The following is a 15,165-nucleotide window of genomic DNA, read 5'->3' on the forward strand; positions in this document are numbered from 1 at the left end:
GCGTTACTTCACCGGTGGCTTGTCGAGCTTCCGCGCCAGCGTGCGTCGGTGCATCCCCAGCCGCCTCGCGGTTTCCGAAATGTTGAATCCCGTCGCCGCCAGCGTCTCGTTGATCATTTCCCATTCGTGGGTCTTGATCGAGGTCGCGCGTGCGGTGAGGGGGGCGTCGGGGTCGCCTTCGCTCTTGCCGAACGCAGCTTCGATGTCGTCGGTGTTCGATGGCTTGACCAGATAATGGCTCGCGCCGAGCTTGATCGCTTCGACTGCGGTGCCGATGCTGGCATAGCCGGTGAGGACGACGATCAGCGTGCTCGGATCATGCGCGTGGATGCGCGCGACGCAGGGCAAGCCAGAGGCGGTGCCGAGCTTGAGGTCGACCACGGCGCGATCGGGCGTCTCGGCCTCCAGAAGCGCGTCGAGCTCGGCGGGAGAGGCGGCGGTGCGGACGCGATAGCCGCGGCGCTCGAACGAGCGCTGGAGCGTGCGGGCGAAGGTCTCGTCGTCCTCGACCAAGATCAGGCTGGGGCTGTCCATCAGGCTTTCTCCTCGGACTGCGCGAGGGGTAGCAGGATTCGCACTTCGGCGCCTGCCATTGCGCGGTTTCGGGCTTCGAGCCGGCCGCCCAGCCGCCTGGCGACGTTGGTCGCGAGGAACAGGCCGACGCCGTGGCCGGCCCCCTTGGTCGACTGGTACAGCTTGCCGACCTTGGCGAGGGCATCCGGGGAGAAGCCCTCTCCCCAGTCGCTCACCGCAATGCGGAACATCTTGTCCTCGATGTTCGCACGGAGCCGGATGCCGACGGGCGACGCCTCCGCGGCATTGTCCAGCAGGTTCCACACCGCCTGGCGCAGCGCGTCGTCGGCGGCGATCACTGCGTCCCCGGCCGCTCCTGGGGTGTAATCGAGCGGTACTTGCGCATAGCTCGCCTGCCAGGCCTCGGCGACCGCATCGAGGAACGGGCCGGCGGCCTGGCTCTGCATCGCCTCGCCGCGCGGCTGGCCGGCGGAGTGGAGGATGTCGGAGACGATCGCCTTGCAGCGCTGGACCTCGTTCTGCATCGCCTCGACATCGGCGAGCAGCTCGGCATCGGCGGCGATCACCGGCATGCGCCGCCAGTCGGCGAGGATCACCGACAGCGTGCCGAGCGGGGTGCCCAGCTCGTGCGCCGCGCCCGAGGCGAACAGCCCCATGCGGACGATGCCGTCTTCCTCGGCGGCGTGCTGGCGCAGGTCGGCAACGCGGACATCGTGCGCGTGGAGGTTGCGGCTGATCCGCGTGACGAAGAGCACGAGCAGCACCGCGACCAGGACGAAGCCGATCCAGCGGCCGATCGCGAACAGGTCGGCAGCGTCGGCGATCAGTCCCTGGGGCAGCGCCAGCGGCACATAGCTCACCGTGAGTAGCGCATAGCTTAGCCCGGTCGCGGCGACGAGCACCGCGATCCCGGCAGAGGGCAGGAGGATCGCGCCGAGCGCGACCTGGAGCAGATAGAGCGAAGTGAACGGGTTGGTCGCGCCGCCGCTGAAATAGAGCTGGAGCGTGAGCGCCCCCATGTCGAGCAGCAGCGCCGCCATCACTTCGCTGCTACGCACGCGGTGATGCGGCAGCGTGATGCGCGCGGCGAAGTTGGCGGCGCCCAGCACCAGCGCCACGCTGAGCATCTGGAACAGCGGCAGCTTCACGCCCAGCGCGAAGTGGACGAGCAGGATCGTGAGCGTTTGCCCGGCGACCGCCATCCAGCGCAGCTGGGTGAGCTGGCGCATATTCTCCGCTGCGGCATTCTCGGGCGGCGGCCCCCCCGGAGTGCGCCGCCGCGTGAGCGCGAGGAGCGGGGCGTCCATCAGGCGCGCGAAGGTCGGCGAAGCAGGAGCGCCGCGCCGCCCAGGCTCAGCGCGGCGAGCCCGAACCAGGTGAGCGCATAGACGAGATGGCTGTTGGCGAAGCGGACCACGGTAAGCCCGCCTATCGGATAGCCGCCCGGATTGGGAGTGGCATCGGCATCGACGAAATAGGGGGCGGTGGCGCCCAGGCCCTTTGCCCGTGCGATCTCGGCGACATCGCGCGAGTGCCAGCGGTCGGCAGCGGGATCGTTGGCGCGCAGGAAACCCCCGCCGGGCTCGCTGCGGCGGAGCAGCCCGGTGACGCGCACCACACCCGCGACCTGGCCAGCGGCGCGGCTGGCGGGCGTGCGGCGATCGGAGGGGACGAAGCCGCGATTGACCAGCACGGTGCCCTCGGTGGTGCGCAGCGGGGTCAGCACCCAGAAGCCGGGGCCGCGTTCGGTGACCGCCTGGGTCAGCGTCTCGCGGGCGTGGTCGAAGCGGCCGGTGGCACGGACGCGGCGATATTCGTCGTCGCGCGGATCGCGCGTGAAGGCGGGGAGGGGAGACGGGGCGGCGTGGATGCGCGCCGCCACCCGGTCGATCAGGTCGAGCTTCCAGGCGCGGCGCTCGACCTGCCAGATGCCGAGCGCCAGGAACCCCGCCGCGGCCGCCAGTGCCAGCGCGGCGAAGATCCAGCGCGCGGCGCGGCGGTTCAGGGCTGTGCGCCCATCTCTGCCACCGGCATCATGTTGGTGTTGAGGTGGTACATGATCCATAGCGAGCCCGCGAGCACGATCAGCACGATGACGGCCGTGAAGACGTAGGCCATCAGCGTCCAGCCGCCCTCCGCCCGCGTGTTGACGTGGAGGAAGAAGATCGTGTGGACGACGATCTGCACCGCCGCGAACGCGACGATGACGATCGCGGTCGCCTGCGGGTTCTGCAGCGCGCCGGTCATCACCAGCCAGAACGGAACGGCGGTGAGGACGACCGACAGGAGGAAGCCGATCACATAGCCGCGTCGCGTGAAGTGGGGCGCCTCGTCATGGCCGTGGCCAGGTTCGGCATGTGCGTGCGTGGCGTCGTTCATTGCAGGGCCCCGAGCAGATAGACGAAGGTGAAGACGCCGATCCAGACGACGTCGAGGAAGTGCCAGAACATGCTGAGGCACATCAGCCGGCGCTTGTTTTCCGGGATCAGCCCGCGCTGGGTGAGCTGGACAAGCAGCACGACCAGCCAGATGATCCCGAAGGTGACGTGCAGCCCGTGGGTCGCGACCAGCGTGAAGAAGGCCGACAGGAATGCGCTGGTCTGCGGCGTCGCGCCTTCATGGATCAGGTGATTGAACTCGTAGAGCTCGATCCCGACGAAGCCGGCGCCGAGCAGCCCGGTGATCGCCAGCCACAGCTTGGTGGCGCCGAGCTTGTCTTCCTGCATCGCGATGACCGCGAAGCCATAGGTGATTGACGAGATCAGCAGCAGCGCGGTGTTGAGCGCGACCAGCGGGAGCTGGAAGATCTCGCTGGGCGAGGGCCCCCCGGCATAAGCGGTGCCGAGCACGCCATAGGTGGCGAACAGCGTGGCGAAGATGAGCGCGTCGCTCATCAGGTAGATCCAGAAGCCGATCAGCGTGCTGCCGCCGGCCTCGTGGTGGTGCGCATCCTCGATGTCGTAGAACGACAGCTCGGTCGGGTGCGCGTCGGTCAGTGCGTCCGCGGCCATGGTTCAGGCTCCTGCCGCGAGCAGCTTGGTGCGCGCGTCTTCGGTCTGCGTCACTTCCTCCGCGGGGATGAAGTAATCGCGATCATAGTTGAAGGTATGGAAGATGGCGTAGACCAGCAGGCCCACGGCCGAGAGCGCCGCCAGCCACCACATGTACCAGATCATCGCGAAGCCGAGCACCAGCGCCAGGCCGGAGAGGATCACGCCCGCGCCGGTGTTGCGCGGCATGTGGATCGCGCGGAAGCCGCTGGTCGGACGCTGCGCGTTGCGCGACTTCATGTCGTACCACGCATCGAGGTCGTGGACTTGCGGGCTGAACGCGAAATTGTACTGCGGCGGCGGCGACGAGGTCGCCCATTCGAGCGTGCGGCCGTTCCAGGGGTCGCCGGTCGTGTCGCGCAGCTGGTCGCGCTTGATGATGCTGACCGCGATCTGGATGATGAAGGCCAGGATGCCGACCGCGATGATCGCCACGCCGATCGCCGCGATGATGAACAGCGGCTGGGTCGTCGGATCCTCGATATGCTGGAGGCGGCGCGTGACGCCCATCAGCCCGGCGACGTACATCGGCGTCCAGGCGACCCAATAGCCGATCACCCAGCCCCAGAAGTGGATCCGGCCCCAGAACGGATCGAGCTTGAAGCCGAAGGCCTTGGGCCACCAATATTCGATGCCCGCGAACAGCCCGAACACCACGCCGCCGATGATGACGTTGTGGAAGTGCGCTACGAGGAACAGCGAGTTGTGCAGCACGAAGTCGGCCGGGGGAACCGCGAGCAGCACGCCGGTCATGCCGCCGACGGTGAAGGTCAGCATGAACGCGATGACCCACTGCATCGGCAGCTCGAAGCGGATGCGGCCGCGATACATCGTGAACAGCCAGTTGAAGATCTTCGCGCCGGTCGGGATCGAGATGACCATCGTGGCGATGCCGAAGAAGCTGTTCACCGATGCGCCCGAGCCCATGGTGAAGAAGTGGTGGAGCCACACCAGCCACGACAGGATCGTGATGACCACCGTCGCGTAGACCATCGACGAGTAGCCGAACAGGCGCTTGCCGGTGAAGGTCGAGGTGATCTCGGAATAGATGCCGAACGCAGGGAGGACGAGGACGTACACCTCCGGGTGACCCCAGATCCACACCAGGTTCCAATACATCATCGGGTTGCCGCCGAGATCATTGGTGAAGAAATTGAAGCCGAGATAGCGATCGAGCATCAGCATGCCGAGGGCCGCGGTGAGCACCGGGAAGATCGCGACGACGAGGATGTTCGAGCAGAAGGCGGTCCACACGAAGATCGGCATCTGCATCATCGTCATGCCGGGCGCGCGCATCTTGATCACCGTGGCGACCATGTTGATGCCCGAAAGGGTCGTGCCGATGCCGGCTATCTGCAGCGCCCATAGATAATAATCCGGGCCGACGCCGGGACTGTTCTGGAGGTTGGCGACCGGCACGTAGTTGAGCCAGCCCGCGGTCGAGAATTCGCCGACGAACAGCGAGACCATCACCAGCGCTGCGCCTGCCGCGGTGAGCCAGAAGCTGAGATTGTTGAGGAAGGGGAAAGCGACGTCGCGCGCGCCGATCTGGAGCGGCATGACGAAGTTGACCAGCCCGACGACAAGCGGGATCGCGACGAAGAAGATCATGATCGTCCCGTGCGCGGTGAAGACCTGATCATAATGGTGGGGCGGGAGATACCCTTCGCTGCCGCCGAACGCGATCGCCTGCTGGAGCCGCATCATCACTGCGTCGGCAAAGCCGCGCAGCAGCATGACGATGCCTAGGATGATGTACATGATCCCGATCTTCTTGTGGTCGATCGAGGTGAACCACTCGCGCCACAGCCAGCCCCAAAGCTTGAACTTGGTGATCGCCGCGACCACGCCCATGCCGCCCAGGACGACGGCAGCGAAGGTCACAAGCAGGATCGGCTCGTGGATCGGGAACGATTCGAAGGTGAGGCGGCCGAAGATCGCCTTGAGGATGGGTTCGTCGAACATGATGGCTCCGGCCGCTTACGCTGCGGCGGCGCGGGACGAGCCCGGCGCGGTGGGGACGAGATTCAGCGACATGTCGCGGTTCTTCTGCGAAGCGGGCTGGGTGCTGCCCGGCGCGCCGGTGGCGCGCGGCTTGGTGACGTTCGGGCCAGTGCCCTTTTCCTCGCCCTCCTTGAAGATCGCGCCTTCGGGCTTGTCGCCCGGCGTCGAATTGTTGCGGCCCGCGGGCATGCCCATCCCCGACTCCATGTCGTGGCGCATCACGTCCTTCATGCACTTGGTGCCGGGGCGGACGCAGCGATTGAATGCGCGATCGAACAGATCGGCCTCGATGCGCGAGAAGTACATCGGCTTGACCTTCTCGCTCGGCTTCTCGAGCTCGAGGAAGCGCGCGGTGTCGAGGGCGGTGCCGCTGGCCTTGACGCGGGCGACCCAGCCGTCGAACCCGCCCTGGTCGACGCCATAGAGCTTGAAGCGCATGTTGGCGAAGCCCGCGCCGCTGTAATTGGCCGACATGCCCTCGAACGTGCCGGGACGGTTGAGCACGGCGTGGAGCGTGCTGCGCATGCCGGGCATCGTATAGATCATTCCGGCAAGCGTCGGCGCGTAGAAGGTGTTCATCATGTTGGTCGAGGTGAGCTCGAAACGCACCGGGCGATCGACCGGCATCACCAGCTCGTTGACCGTCGCGACGCCTTGCTCGGGATAGATGAACATCCATTTCCAGTCGAGCGAGACGACCTGGACGACGAGTGGCTGGACGTTGGGATCGATCGCTTTTTCCGCCGAGACGCGATTGAGCGAGCGGAACGGATCGAGCAGGTGGGTGCTCCACCAGGTGAGCGCGCCCAGGCAGATGATGATCAGCAGCGGCGCCGACCAGATCACCAGCTCGAGCCCCGTCGAGTGATCGAAATGGGGGTCGTAGGTCGCGTCCTTGTTGCTCTCGCGATAGCGCCACGCGAACACGACGATCAGCGCCATCACCGGCACGATGATCAGCAGCATCAGCGCCGTCGAGATGTAGATGATGTCGCGCTGCTGGAGCGCGATGTCGCCCGCCGGATCGAGCACGGCGCCGCTACATGCCGAAAGCATCGCGGCTAGCGGCAACAGGGTCAGGAATCGGCGACCGTTGGGCACAAGTTTGTCTTCGCGCATGGACCTCCGCCTATCCCGGCGCGTGTCCACGCCGACATTGGACATTTTGTCCTATCCCCGCCGTGCGCTTTTCTGGTGCAACGCGCGTTCAAACGCAATAACATCCAAGCAGGCCGCCGGAGCGATAACGAATGAGTGCACCGATCGCCGCGTCCAGTTCGACTCCGCTCGAACGCGACGCACAGAACCTACACGCGCACGATCGTCGAATCGCGCCCGGCGAGATCGCCATCGGCGTGATCGTCGGACGGACCAGCGAGTTCTTCGACTTCTTCGTCTATGCCATCGCCTCGGTGCTGGTGTTCCCGTCGCTGGTCTTCCCCTTCGTCGATCCGCTGACCGGCACGCTTTATTCTTTCGGGCTGTTCTCGCTGGCGTTCCTCGCGCGGCCGCTCGGCTCGGCGCTGTTCATGTGGGTCGACCGCAACTACGGCAAGGGCGTCAAGCTCACCATCGCGCTGTTCCTTCTGGGCGGATCGACCATGTCGATGGCGTTCATCCCCAGCTACGAGCAGGTCGGCATGTTCGCGGTGTGGCTTCTCGCCTTGCTTCGCGTCGGCCAGGGCGTGGCGCTGGGCGGCGCGTGGGACGGGCTGCCGTCGCTGCTCTCGCTCAATGCGCCGCAGAATCAGCGCGGCTGGTATGCGATGATCCCCCAGCTCGGCGCGCCGCTCGGGCTGATCGTCGCGGCGGGCCTCTTCGCCTTCTTCCTCTCGACGCTGTCGACGCAGGACTTCCTGTCCTGGGGCTGGCGCTATCCGTTCTTCGTCGCCTTCGCGATCAATGTGGTGGCGCTGTTCGCGCGGCTTCGCCTCGTCGCGACGCCGGAGTTCCAGGAGCTGTTCGAAAGCCGCGAGCTCCAGCCCGCGCCGTTCTTCGAAACGGTGCGCGAGGAAGGCCGCACGATTGTGCTCGGCGCGTTCGCGCCGCTGGCCAGCTTCGCGCTGTTCCACCTGGTGACGGTGTTCCCGCTGTCCTGGGTCATCCTCAACACCGGCGAGGCGGCGGAGCGCTTCCTGGTGATTGAGATCATCGGCGCGGTGATTTGCGTGCTGTCGATGATCGCTTCCGGGCTCATTGCCGATCGCGTTGGCCGCCGCGCGGTGCTCGGCGTCTCGGCGGTGCTGATCGGCGCCTATAGCGGCTTCGCGCCGCAGTTGCTCGGCGCGGGCGGCTTTGGCGAGACGGTGTACATGATCGCCGGCTTCGTCCTGCTCGGCCTCGCGTTCGGCCAGTCCTCGGGCGCGGTCAACAGCAGCTTCTCGAGCCAGCGCCGCTATACCGGTGCCGCGACCACCGCCAACCTGTCCTGGCTGATCGGCGCGGGCTTCGCGCCGCTGGTCGCGCTCGCGCTGGCGAGCCATTTCGGGCTGTGGTCGGTGGGTGCCTATCTGCTCTCCGGCGCGATCTGCACGCTCGCGGCGCTCGGCATCAACAAGGAGTGGGCGCAGCGCAACGAGAAGGGCGAGCCTGCGCTCGCCTGACCCGCTGAACCTCGTAGCTTGAAAGGGACCGTGCCCGCAGGGGTGCGGTCCCTTTTTATTGGGCACTGCGCGCGCGGACGATCGCGCTGACCACGATCCCGCCGAGGATCAGCGCCATGCCGGCGAAATGGTGGCCGTGGAGCTGTTCGCCCAGGGTCAGCGCGGCGAGCAGCGCGCCGAACAGCGGCATCAGCGTGATCGCCTGGCCGGCACTTGCCGGGCCGAGCGTCGCGACCGCCGCATTGAACAGCGCATAGGCCACCACCGAGGGCAGCAGCGCGACATACAGGATCGCTGCGATCACCCCGGGCGTCCACGCCATCGCGGCGATCTCACGCCACTCCGCTGCGGCGAGCGGGGCCATCGTCACGACGCCGATCGCGAAGGTGAGGCCGAGGAAACTCAGCGCGTGCAGTTGCGGGCGGAGGCGGAGCAGAGAGGTGTAGAGCGCCCAGGCGACGACCCCGCACAGGATCAGCGCGTCGCCATGGTTGAATGCGACCTGCGAGAGGGCGGTCAGATGGCCCTGGAGAACGATGACGACCACGCCGAGCGTCGACAGCGCGACGCCGGCGATCGCGCCGATCCCGGCGCGGGCGCGGAAGATCAGGAAGTCGACGAGCAGCACGAGCGCCGGGATCGCCGCCTGGAGCAGCATGCCGTTGCTCGCGGTGGTGTAGCGCAGCCCCGAATAGAGGAAGGCGTTGAACGCGGCGACTCCGAGCAGCCCGAGCAGCAGGATCGCCGGCCAGTGCCGCACGATGATCGCCCGGTCGGCGGCGACGTGGCGCGCTGCGAACGGTGCGATCACCAGCAGCGCCCCGGTCCACCGCAGCAGCGCGAGGAACAGCGGCGGAATATCGTCGCGTACCGCGCGCCCGACGATCGAATTGCCCGCCCACAGCAACATCACCAGAGCGAGCATGGCATAGGCGGCGGTCTGGGGGCGCAGGCGGATCATCGCCGCCCTCTAGGGCCGTGGCACGCGCATGGCGAGACCGCGCTTCGCCGGTCGGCTGGAAGGACCTATGTCGCGCAGGCGCTCGCGGCGGTGACGCCGTTCCTGCTCGAAACGGCACCGTTGGCCGCCTGATCGCTTGCGATCAAGGCTGGCGGCATCTCATTCCGGGCTGCGCTCCAGATCGCCGACGCATTGCAGCTCGGGATCGGCCTTGGCCATGCGCTGCAATTCCCTGGTCCTTGCCACGATCCCCGGGAACACCGCGTCGGGGGCGGGGGTGTAGGCGCGTATTCGTCTCAGCGCCCAGACATAATGCTGTGCGCCCGTTTCGCAGCTGTTGCTGCCGCCGTCGCTTTCGCCCCAGACCTTGCGCCACGGCGTCTTGCCGTCGCGTTCGAGAATCGCCTGGAAGGCGCCGACCGGGCCTTCACCTTGAACATAGGCGATCGACCGCGGGCCTGTGCGCAGCACGTGGAACTTCCTGAAGGTGAAGCGCGACTGCGGACTGTCGTCGCCCGCGTGCAGCGTCTTGACGATCGCGGTGCGCTCGGCGCTGCCGGGCGAGGGTGTATAGACGCCGGGCGATCCGGACTCTGCCTGGATTGCGGGAAGCAGCATCGCGCCGATTCCCAATGCGAAGAACAAGCGGGTGGCGCCAAGCAGTGCGATTACCATGCTCCGTGGTCGCGGCCGTCGCCTCGGCTGTCAACGGGTGCCGGTCCCACAGCGCGCCGATTACAGCGCGCGGAAGCGGAAGTCGCGGAACCGCGCTTCGCCTTCGCCCGCCGAATAAAGGCCCGGGCGCAGCATCAGGAAGCCGCCGCGGACATTGTGGTGGTAGCCCGAGACTTCCATGCCGCGATCGAAGCGCTGCCACGTCCGGCCATTGTCGGCGCTGGTGTGGAAGGAGACGATGTGGCGGTTGTTGGTCACCCGCATCCGCATCCTTGTGCCATGTGGGTTCGCGGGGCGGCCACGCTCGATGCCATATTGGTGGGTGACGAAGCGCTTCGAGTCGAACCCCAGCCCGCAATAGAGCTTCTCGTCATAGAAGAGCAGCAGCCCGGCGATGCCGCCCGGCGCGATCTCGATATCGCATTCGAACTGGTAGGCCGGGTCGCCGGCGATCAGCAGCAGCGGCGACGAACCGCTCGGCGCGGTGCCTGACGCCTTCAACACCAGGGCGCCGTCCTCCACTCGTGCGCGCGCGGCCTCGTCGGGGGCAGGCTTGAAGAAATTCCACTTGCTGCCGAGCGCCAGCGGCTTGCTGAAATCGTCGGACAGCGCCTGCCCGTGCGGCAGCGCGGTACCGCGCTTGGGCTTCCGCATCGGCTGCGACAGGTCGCCGCCCTTCATCTTGAACCAGCCGTCCTTGGTCCATTCGACCGGATCGAGCAGCGTCTGCCGCCCGAGCGTCCAGTATCCGTTCTCGAAGCCGTGATAGACCGACCACCAGCTCCCGTCGGGCGCCTCGACCAGCGAGGCATGACCGCGCGACCACCATTTCTCGGACGCGCTCACCGTGCGGACCAGCGGATTGGCGGGGCAATTCTCCCACGGTCCGTGGATCGACGTCGCGCGCGCGGCGATCACCATGTGCCCGGTAGGCGGCCCCGCCGTGCCACCCACCGCGGTGATCATGTAGAACCAGTTCCCATGCCGGTGGATCTTGGGGCCTTCGGGCGAGAACCCCTCGACCTCCCATTCGTCGGGATAGCGCCACGGATCATAAACGTGCTCTACCGCTCCCACCGTCGAAAGCCCGTCGGCCGAGAGCCGGATGCGGTCGCCGCCCGAGAGGAACAACCAGCGAGATCCGTCCTCGCCTGCCGCATGGCACGGATCGATATGGCCGTGCAGCCCGAGATCGATCGGATCGCTCCACGGTCCATCGATATGATCGGCCCAGATCACGAAGATCGAATTGGGCTTCGCCTTGACCGGGATGTAGAGGAAATAGCGCCCATCGTGCTTCTCGAGGCTCACCGCCCACACCGAGCCGATATTTTTCGAAAGCGCCGCCTTGCGCGGCTGCCAGTTCGCCAGGTCGCGCGAGTGCCAGATCGTCAGCCCCGGATACGAATCGAAGCTCGAAAAGGTCATGTAGTAATCGGCGCCGTCCTTTAGGATCGCGGGATCGGCGCGATCGCCCGAGATCAGCGGGTTGAGGAAACGCCCGTCGCCCAGATCAGCGATGCGCTGGTTGTCGAACCCGCGCTTCCAATCGGGCGCGTTGCGCGGCGCCGCGGTCGCCGGACCAGTCACTGCCGCCGCGCTCCCTGCCAGCGCGGCCGCGAACGCTTCCCGCCTGCTGATGTCCATGTCGTCTCTTTCAGGTTCGAGCGAAGGTCTGGTCGGATCCTGTTGCTGCGCCGCGCCGCCCAGCGCCAGTCCCCCGAGCAAAAGGCCCCCGGCGAGGAGCGACCGCCGATCAACTCGGGGGTCGTCCAGGCCGGTGAAAGGGAGGAAAGGTCGAACGGTGCGTCTCGCCTAGAAGCGGACGCGCACACCGGCGCGGAAGATGCGGCCCGAACTCGCATATTGAGTCACCGCATTCTGCCCCTCATAGGCATAGCGGTCGCTGGTCTGGTTGGTGAGGTTCAGGCCCTCCAGGGTCAGCGATACCCAATCGGTGAAGTTGAAGCTCATCGACGCGTCGATATTGGTGGTCGAGCGGCTGTAGATGAAGTCGTTGATCAGCGGGCCGGTGCAATAGCCGCCCGGCGCGTTGTTGGCGTTGACCTGGCCGGGCGTAAGCGGCGTGGGGTTGGGGATGATCCCCGGGCTGCACGATCCCGCGGCGATCGGATAGTTGGTGCTGTAGCCCTTGCGGTGCGCCATCGACACGCGCGCGCGGAACGGCTTGCTGTCGTAATAGAGCGTCGCGTTGACCGCATCGGGCGAGACGCCGAGGAATGGCCCCTTGCCGGTGGTGCGCGGCACCGTCGCCGTTCCGGGATCGAGGATGTAGTTCAGCTCCGAATCGATATGCGTGTAGTTCACCTGCGCGCCGAAGTTCTTGAGGAATCCCGGCAGGAAGGTGAAGTCCATCTGGAAGCTGGCTTCGATGCCCTTCAGCCAGCCGCCCGGCGCGTCGGCGAACTGGCGGGCCTGGAAGTCGAAGCCGCCGGTGATGTAGTTTGCCTGGGGCGAACCCGGCGTGAACTGGGCGAGGATCGCGGCGATCGTCGCCTGGTCGGCGAAGCGGCTGAGCGGCGCGGTGAAGAAGATCGTCTGCGGGAAGCTGTCGATATCCTTGCGGAACGCCGCTAGCGACAGCAGCCCGCCCGGCGCGAAATACCATTCGACGCTGGCGTCGAAATTGGTCGAGCGGAACGGCTGGAGCTTGGGGTTGCCGACGGTCAGCGTCGCGCCTGACTGCGCCCCGGCAGTCGTCGGCACCGAGATAGCCGTAAGCGTCGGCGCAAGGTTGCCGAGCAGCGGGCGCGCCATCACCTTGGATGCCGAGATGCGGACGAGCAGGTCGTTGACGGGCTCGTACACCACGTTCAGCGACGGCAGATAATCGGTGTATTTGTTGGTGCCGACGATCGGCCGGCCCGCGGTGGTCGCGCCGGTCGACGTCACGTCGGTGATCGCGATGCGCGTGCCGGCATTGCCGCGGAACGGGCGGCCGAACAGCTCCGAATTCCAGTCGGCCTGGAAATAGAAGCCGGTATCGACTTCCTCGACGCTGAAATTCTCGCGCCCGCCGTTGCGCTTGTTGGTCAGGCGCCAGTCGCCCCATTTGTTGACGCAGTTGCAGGTGAAGTCGAAGACGTTGTCGAAGCCCTGGATGCTCGGCGCGAGGAAGCTGGTCAGCGTGCCGTCGGGGACGTTCAGCCCCTGGCCGAAATTGATGACCTTGCTGACGCTGGCAGTGGTGACCCCAGCCTCGCGCAGCGTCGGGTTGAGCAGGTCGTTGTTGCGCTCGAAGAAGCTGGTCTCGAAGGTATATTTGCGGATGTTGGCGCCAAAGCCGAGGTTGAATTCCTCGTTGGCCTGCCAGTCGAAATCGATCTTGGCCTGCTTGTAGGTGTTCTTGACGAAGCGCTGATAGTGGCGAATGCCGGAGAAGCCCTTCACGGTCTCCCAGTTCGCCGGATTGGCTGCGTCGAAGCCGAAATCGATCTTGGGCATCGATCCGCCGCCGCGCTCGTCATAGGTGAACAGCCCCTGCGAATCCATGCGGTTGAACTCGACCAGCAGCCCTTGAGTGTAGTTGGTCGATTCCGAAGCACCCGCGATGATCTGGGTCTTGAACACGTCGGAGAACTGGTGCTGCAGGTCGATCGAGCCCTGCTTGAACTTGGTGGTGTAGGTCGATTGGTCCGCCGCCGAGCGGAAGTCGACGTTGCGCATCACCAGATAGTCGGCGAGCCCGTTGGTGACGTTGGCGTCGAGCACTTCCACTGCCGGGCGCCCGATCAGCGCGCCGCGGAAGGCGAGCCGGTTGGTGCTCGGGATGTACCCGACCGAGTTCGGATTGTTGTAATAGTCGTACGGGTCGAGGTTGAACGGGTTGACGCTGAAGATGTTGGCGTTCGCCGGATCGTTCGCTGCCACCGTGCCGGGCACGACCGCCGAGGGCGCGAGCACCGAGGCGACCGTGGCGTTGGCCGAATTGCGCGCGGTCGCGAAGGCCGGGGTGGTGCCGTAGAGTTGCTGTCCGCAATCCTGGGCGGGGACGAGGTCGCTGCCGGCATTTGGCACGCACAGGCCCGGATAGAGCGCGCGCGCCGCCGAGGGAGTCAGCGTGTTGCTCGCGGTGTTGTAGGTCGCGTTGGTATTGTTGCGGTTGAGGCCGACCGACGAGACCTGATTGTAGGTGCTTTGGTTCCAGAAGCGCGAATAGGCCCCGTCTAGGCTGAGCAAGGTACGGTCGCTGATCTGCCACTGATAGGCGGCGGTGACGCCGATGCGCTCGTTCTGGACGTCCTGCTGCTCGATCGAGGCGAGCGCTGGGATGCGGACCAGCGAATCGTCGAAGCGACCCGCAGTGTTGAAGGCGCCGCCGGGATAGAGCTTGGCGTAAGCGGCGGGGTCCGATCCGGTGAGCGCGGCGAGCGCCTCCGGATTGGTCACCACGGTGCCGAAGCTGGTCCCCGTCGGCGCGGCGAAGCCGGCGCGCTGGGGGTTCTCGTTCCCGAGGAAGTCCGAATTGCGGTAAAGGTAATCGGCCTGGCCCGCGGCGCGGCGATACTGGTCGAGCTCGTTCTTGTTCTTGCTGTACGCGCCCGAGACCAGGAAGCCCATCGATCCGTCGAAGATTCGCGTCGAGGCGAGCCCGGCGAAGCGCGGGTTCCACTTCTTGCTGTTCTGCTGGTAGCTGCCCTCGCCCGAGAGCGCGAAGGCGGACTTGGCGTAATCGAACGGTCGCCCGGTCTGCAGGTCGATCGTCGCGCCGAGCGAGCCTTCGTCGGTTTCCGCCGAGGGCGTCTTCTGGACCTTCAGCGAACTGAACAGCTCCGACGCGAAGGTGTTGTAGTCGAACGCGCGGCTGCGATTGGGGCTGGTGCCCGCGTCGTTGGCGCCTGCGGTCGACAGCGCCTCGAGCCCGTTGAGGCGGGTGCGGTTGAAGTCGCCGCCCAGGCCGCGGACGGTGATCGTGCGGCCCTCGCCATTGTCGCGGTCGATCGACACGCCGGGCAGGCGCTGGAGCGATTCGGCGAGGTTGGTGTCGGGGAAGTCGGCGATGTCCTCGGCGTTGATCGCATCGATCTGGACGGTGGCGTCGCGCTTTTCGCGGATCGAACTGCGTAGCGACGCGCGATAGCCGGTGACGAGGATCTCGCTTTCGGAATCGAGCGCGGCGTCCTCCTGGCCGACCGTCGCGGGTGCCTCCGGGGTCGCGCCGGCCCCTTGCGCCAATGCGGCGCCACTCCAGCTTGCGGCAAGCATCAGCGCTGCGCAGGACGCGCCGGTGCGCAGGGCTGCGGTGGTGGCATATTTCTTGATCATAGTCCCCTCCCGTTGGTCGGGCGCCGCTTTCCCCGCGGTCGTCCCGTCAGCG

General features: G+C 66.4%; 12 protein-coding genes. 1 reads left to right on the plus strand and 11 read right to left on the minus strand.

The genetic code is table 11. The features are described from left to right. Positions 1-3: 3 nt before the first annotated feature. From RZN05_RS19995 to cyoA, 7 genes are read right to left on the minus strand one after another with little or no spacing between them, the layout of a single operon-like run. Positions 4-534 carry a response regulator transcription factor gene (locus RZN05_RS19995; RefSeq protein WP_317228436.1) on the minus strand — a complete coding sequence of 177 codons (531 nt, stop codon included), beginning with the start codon at positions 532-534 and terminating at the stop codon, positions 4-6. Next, positions 534-1,841: an ATP-binding protein gene (locus RZN05_RS20000; RefSeq protein WP_317228437.1), complete on the minus strand. Its 1,308-nt coding sequence runs from the start codon at positions 1,839-1,841 to the stop codon at positions 534-536. Before RZN05_RS20000 ends, RZN05_RS19995 begins: the two co-directional genes overlap by 1 nt. Further along, complete coding sequence (locus RZN05_RS20005) at positions 1,841-2,599, minus strand: SURF1 family protein (RefSeq protein ID WP_317228438.1); 759 nt, start codon at positions 2,597-2,599, stop codon at positions 1,841-1,843. The genes RZN05_RS20000 and RZN05_RS20005 overlap by 1 nt, the downstream gene beginning before the upstream one ends. Then, positions 2,536-2,913, minus strand: a complete 378-nt coding sequence (gene cyoD / locus RZN05_RS20010; protein WP_317228439.1) for a cytochrome o ubiquinol oxidase subunit IV — start codon at positions 2,911-2,913, stop codon at positions 2,536-2,538. The genes RZN05_RS20005 and cyoD overlap by 64 nt, the downstream gene beginning before the upstream one ends. Next, complete coding sequence (gene cyoC / locus RZN05_RS20015; RefSeq protein ID WP_317228440.1) at positions 2,910-3,545, minus strand: cytochrome o ubiquinol oxidase subunit III; 636 nt, start codon at positions 3,543-3,545, stop codon at positions 2,910-2,912. Before cyoC ends, cyoD begins: the two co-directional genes overlap by 4 nt. Before the next feature lie 3 nt (positions 3,546-3,548). Next, positions 3,549-5,549: a cytochrome o ubiquinol oxidase subunit I gene (gene cyoB, locus RZN05_RS20020; RefSeq protein ID WP_317228441.1), complete on the minus strand. Its 2,001-nt coding sequence runs from the start codon at positions 5,547-5,549 to the stop codon at positions 3,549-3,551. Between the two features lie 15 nt (positions 5,550-5,564). Further along, positions 5,565-6,707, minus strand: coding sequence for a ubiquinol oxidase subunit II (gene cyoA, locus RZN05_RS20025; RefSeq protein WP_317228442.1), 1,143 nt, complete (start codon positions 6,705-6,707; stop codon positions 5,565-5,567). 131 nt (positions 6,708-6,838) lie between these two features. On the opposite strand from cyoA, the gene RZN05_RS20030 reads away from it, so the two are divergent. Then, positions 6,839-8,191: an MFS transporter gene (locus RZN05_RS20030; protein ID WP_317228443.1), complete on the plus strand. Its 1,353-nt coding sequence runs from the start codon at positions 6,839-6,841 to the stop codon at positions 8,189-8,191. 55 nt (positions 8,192-8,246) lie between these two features. Here RZN05_RS20030 and RZN05_RS20035 read toward each other — a convergent pair whose 3' ends face one another. From RZN05_RS20035 to RZN05_RS20050, 4 genes are all read right to left on the minus strand, one after another. Beyond that, positions 8,247-9,152 carry a DMT family transporter gene (locus RZN05_RS20035; protein WP_317228444.1) on the minus strand — a complete coding sequence of 302 codons (906 nt, stop codon included), beginning with the start codon at positions 9,150-9,152 and terminating at the stop codon, positions 8,247-8,249. A 159-nt stretch (positions 9,153-9,311) separates the two neighbouring features. Beyond that, positions 9,312-9,827, minus strand: a complete 516-nt coding sequence (locus RZN05_RS20040; protein WP_317228445.1) for a hypothetical protein — start codon at positions 9,825-9,827, stop codon at positions 9,312-9,314. Between the two features lie 60 nt (positions 9,828-9,887). After that, a complete protein-coding gene (locus tag RZN05_RS20045) occupies positions 9,888-11,474 on the minus strand; it encodes a family 43 glycosylhydrolase (protein WP_317228446.1) in 1,587 nt (528 codons plus the stop codon). A 168-nt stretch (positions 11,475-11,642) separates the two neighbouring features. Beyond that, positions 11,643-15,113: a TonB-dependent receptor gene (locus RZN05_RS20050; RefSeq protein WP_317228447.1), complete on the minus strand. Its 3,471-nt coding sequence runs from the start codon at positions 15,111-15,113 to the stop codon at positions 11,643-11,645. Between the last annotated feature and the right edge of the window lie 52 nt (positions 15,114-15,165).

This window comes from Sphingomonas sp. HF-S4, from assembly GCF_032911445.1.
Classification (GTDB): domain Bacteria; phylum Pseudomonadota; class Alphaproteobacteria; order Sphingomonadales; family Sphingomonadaceae; genus Sphingomonas; species Sphingomonas agrestis.

What these genes read in the sequence shown, in the direction of transcription:
- RZN05_RS19995 (WP_317228436.1), bottom strand. Translation starts at nt 534, where the DNA reads ATGGACAGCCCCAGCCTGATCTTGGTCGAGGACGACGAGACCTTCGCC.
- RZN05_RS20000 (WP_317228437.1), bottom strand. Translation starts at nt 1,841, where the DNA reads ATGGACGCCCCGCTCCTCGCGCTCACGCGGCGGCGCACTCCGGGGGGG.
- RZN05_RS20005 (WP_317228438.1), bottom strand. Translation starts at nt 2,599, where the DNA reads ATGGATCATGTACCACCTCAACACCAACATGATGCCGGTGGCAGAGAT.
- cyoD (WP_317228439.1), bottom strand. Translation starts at nt 2,913, where the DNA reads ATGAACGACGCCACGCACGCACATGCCGAACCTGGCCACGGCCATGAC.
- cyoC (WP_317228440.1), bottom strand. Translation starts at nt 3,545, where the DNA reads ATGGCCGCGGACGCACTGACCGACGCGCACCCGACCGAGCTGTCGTTC.
- cyoB (WP_317228441.1), bottom strand. Translation starts at nt 5,549, where the DNA reads ATGTTCGACGAACCCATCCTCAAGGCGATCTTCGGCCGCCTCACCTTC.
- cyoA (WP_317228442.1), bottom strand. Translation starts at nt 6,707, where the DNA reads ATGCGCGAAGACAAACTTGTGCCCAACGGTCGCCGATTCCTGACCCTG.
- RZN05_RS20030 (WP_317228443.1), top strand. Translation starts at nt 6,839, where the DNA reads ATGAGTGCACCGATCGCCGCGTCCAGTTCGACTCCGCTCGAACGCGAC.
- RZN05_RS20035 (WP_317228444.1), bottom strand. Translation starts at nt 9,152, where the DNA reads ATGATCCGCCTGCGCCCCCAGACCGCCGCCTATGCCATGCTCGCTCTG.
- RZN05_RS20040 (WP_317228445.1), bottom strand. Translation starts at nt 9,827, where the DNA reads ATGGTAATCGCACTGCTTGGCGCCACCCGCTTGTTCTTCGCATTGGGA.
- RZN05_RS20045 (WP_317228446.1), bottom strand. Translation starts at nt 11,474, where the DNA reads ATGGACATCAGCAGGCGGGAAGCGTTCGCGGCCGCGCTGGCAGGGAGC.
- RZN05_RS20050 (WP_317228447.1), bottom strand. Translation starts at nt 15,113, where the DNA reads ATGATCAAGAAATATGCCACCACCGCAGCCCTGCGCACCGGCGCGTCC.